Source organism: Propioniciclava sinopodophylli (assembly GCF_004324755.1).
Classification (GTDB): Bacteria; Actinomycetota; Actinomycetes; order Propionibacteriales; family Propionibacteriaceae; genus Propioniciclava; species Propioniciclava sinopodophylli.
The window spans coordinates 1-681 of sequence record NZ_SDMQ01000039.1; the positions used below are offsets into that span (position 1 = coordinate 1).

General features: G+C 68.4%; 1 protein-coding gene. It reads right to left on the reverse strand.

Translation table 11 applies throughout. The features are described 5' to 3' along the window. The coding region (locus ET989_RS14645; protein WP_241656381.1) for a DUF222 domain-containing protein at positions 1-657 on the reverse strand (657 nt) is incomplete at its 3' end. Positions 658-681 lie beyond the last annotated feature (24 nt).

Sequence of the window (681 nt, forward strand, 5' to 3'; positions counted from 1 at the left end):
CCCTTCGACACGCTCAGGGGCCCGGTGCCCTTCGGCGGGTTCACCGAACCGGGCCGGCTCAGGGGACCGGGCGGGCCTGGGAGCGCGACCAGCAACGAGGGCGATGAGGCCGTCGGCGGTGCGCTGCTCGAAGCTACGCAACCCGGCTTCGTCGTGACGATCCGCGGCCTGCTCCACCGCACGCCGGTTGCTCAACGAGTGCGCCTCGACCAGACGCTTGAACGCTTCCCCCTCCAAGGTCGGCAACTGCCCCTTGAACACGACCGAACCACGACGATCATTGCTGAAGGTGAGCGATCGGCTGGCCCAGGCTTGCTTGCGCTGCGCGTCAAGCCGCGACAACTCGTCCTCGACGGCGTCGGTCTCGGGGGCGACCTGCTCCAAGACGGTGCGGGTCTGCTTGGCGAGGTCCTGCGCATCGACCAGGGCAGCCTTGTCCAACAGGAACTGCTCCGCCTCAGCCCGCTGCCCAGCCGTGAGGGTGGCCGGGAGTTCGCCCAGCACCCGGTCGATCGACCTGGCTTGCGCCACCGACACCTCACCCGACAAGGCGGCCTGAGCCACCAAAGGATGGGCTGTGACCTCCTGACCGCCGTACACCCACGAAGCAGCCTCGGCCGCGGTCACCTTCGACGACACCGCCAACAACGTCTTCATACTCGTCCCCCGTGCGGTCTCAGC